Raw genomic sequence first — 2,279 nt, 5'->3', positions numbered from 1 at the left:
TCCCGGTTCAGGTATGCGGGACATCGTTTGCTCCACATGGCTGAACCGGAACGGGCCTGTGCTTGTCCGGCAACAATTCTGGGGCGCGGCTTTACGCTCCGGCGGCGGCTCTGGCCGCTTCATCGGGATAGAGCGCCTCAATGCCCGCAAGAAATGCCGCGTAACGGCCCTCGATGACGGCTTGCCGCGCATTGCGGGCCAGGTCGAGAAAGTACGTGAGGTTGTGCAGGGAATTGAGACGGAAAGAGAGCAATTCCTGGCTGGCGTAAAGGTGGCGCAGATAGGCGCGTGAAAAGGTGCGGCAGGTGTAGCAGCGGCAGTTGGGGTCCAGGGGACCGTCGTCTTCGGCAAACTGCTTGCGCCGGATGTTTATTTTGCCCTGCGAGGTATAGAGCGTGCCGTTGCGCGCGTTGCGGGTGGGCAGCACGCAGTCGAACATGTCCACCCCGGCATTGATGCCGTTGGCGATATCCAGGGGCGTGCCCACGCCCATAAGATAGCGCGGCTTGTTGCCCGGCAGTTGGGGGGCGGTGTGGTAGAGCAGGTCGTACATCTTGTCTTTGGGTTCGCCTACCGAAAGGCCGCCGATGGCAAAGCCGTCAAAATCAAGGCCGCAAAGTTCTTCCACCGAGCGCGTGCGCAGGTCCTTGTGAAAGCCGCCCTGGGTAATGGCAAAAAGCAGATTGTGCGCCGTGCCGGCCGGGTAGGCCGAACGGGCGCGCAAGGCCCACCGCGTGGTGAGGGCCAGGGATTTTTCGGTATAGGCATAGTCCGCGCCGTACGGCACACACTCGTCGAGCACCATCATGATGTCGGAATTGAGGTTGCGCTGTATCTGCAAAACCTTTTCAGGCGTGAACAGGTGCCGTGAACCATCAAGGTGCGAGCGGAACTCCACCCCCTCTTCGCGGATTTTGCGCAGCGAACTGAGGCTGAACACCTGAAAGCCGCCACTGTCCGTAAGAATGGAGCCGGGCCAGGAGGCGAATTCGTGCAGGCCGCCGCGCCGGGCCACCAACTCGTCGCCGGGGCGAAGGTAGAGGTGGTAGGTATTGCCGAGTATGACGGGCGCGCCTATGGCCGCCAGGTCGTCAGGGGCAATGGCCTTGACCGAACCCACCGTACCCACGGGCATGAAAATAGGTGTGGGAATAGTGCCGTGCGCCGTGCGCAGGGTTCCCGCGCGGGCGGCTCCGTCGGTGTGCTCAATGGTAAAGATGGTGTCGGACATGCCGCGCACAGTATATGCAAGCGGCCCTGGACGCAAGGGGTACGGCATGCGTCCGGGCGGCACTGCATAAAGCCCCGCGGGCAGGCCGTCTGGGCGTTTGACAACGATCGTCTGTAGGAATAAAAAAATCTACTATCCGTAGGCCGGTCTGTCCGGCCGTGCACTTCTGGACCCGAACAGGGGGCAGCCCCGCAAGAGGCAGAAAATGCTTTTTTTCAACCGTTTCAGGCGTGCTTTCGGTCAGACCGCCGTCAAAAAGCCTCTGCTCGGGACTCTGCTTGGCGCGGCCTTTGCTCGTCAGGTCTGTATCGAGGTTCTTTTTACCAGCCGCAATCGCCAGATGGATGACGTGTACTGCCGTATCAAAGAAATGCGGCCGTCCAGCATACTGCTTGTGTCCAACGCCAGTTTTTTGCCCGATGTGCTTAACGACGAGCAGTGTCTTGTCTATTTCAATCTGCCGCGCGCTCTGCTTATACATAGATTCAAAATGTCGGCTGCCGAGGCCCGTCAGGGTTTTTTGTGCAAAACCCGCATCATTCATAATCATGTGGACCCGGAAAGCAGGCAGTGCAAGATAGAGATAGGCATGCCCGATGCCTATGTGCAGCGTGAGCTGCGCAGGCACGAACGGATTTTTCCCTCTGTAGGGATGGTGCGTTCCGTGGACCTGTGGCTGCGGGGCAGGCTGCCCTCCCATTGGCGCGAACTGGGTGAGCCGGATTTCAGCTTTCGCGAGGGCAGTCCCGGGCAGCTCCGGCTGGTAAATATTTCCGCGGGCGGCGCGCGTCTGGAAATGGACGATGTGGACGAAGCAGAGCGCTATCACAGGCTTTCCAACACACAGATGCTGCTTTGCATAGTGCTCAACAGGCCGGGGCGCAAGCGCTGCACGGCTCCTGTGGTCTGCCAGTGCGTGGAGGGGCTTTACAGCGCCACCCTGCGGCGGCTTGCCCTGCGGTTGCGCTTTGTGCAGGTGTGGCTGACAGACAGCGACGTGCAAGGCTCCTGGGCCAGGGTCGGCAATGAGGGCGTGCAGAACCTCAAT

At 60.4% G+C, this 2,279-nt stretch carries 2 protein-coding genes; one reads left to right on the top strand and one right to left on the bottom strand.

The genetic code is table 11. The annotated features are described in order from the left end of the window. Nucleotides 1-91 precede the first annotated feature (91 nt). The gene (tgt, locus tag V6C07_RS03300; RefSeq protein ID WP_333534949.1) at nt 92-1,231 is read right to left on the bottom strand and encodes a tRNA guanosine(34) transglycosylase Tgt; all 1,140 of its coding nucleotides are present in this window, start codon (nt 1,229-1,231) and stop codon (nt 92-94) included. 205 nt (nt 1,232-1,436) lie between these two features. Between tgt and V6C07_RS03295 the strand changes: the two genes are divergently transcribed. Continuing rightward, nucleotides 1,437-2,279: hypothetical protein (locus V6C07_RS03295; protein WP_333534948.1), on the top strand; the 843-nt coding region annotated here is incomplete at its 3' end.

Origin of the sequence: Desulfovibrio sp. 1214_IL3152 (assembly GCF_036763055.1) — a bacterium.
In the GTDB taxonomy this organism is placed as follows: Bacteria; Desulfobacterota; Desulfovibrionia; order Desulfovibrionales; family Desulfovibrionaceae; genus Desulfovibrio.
The sequence above is the reverse complement of the archived record's forward strand: the minus strand, read 5'-3'. Positions and strand labels throughout refer to the sequence as shown.

Bases quoted from the DNA above. Each gene is read 5' to 3' on its own strand.
- tgt (WP_333534949.1), bottom strand. From the start codon at position 1,231: ATGTCCGACACCATCTTTACCATTGAGCACACCGACGGAGCCGCCCGC.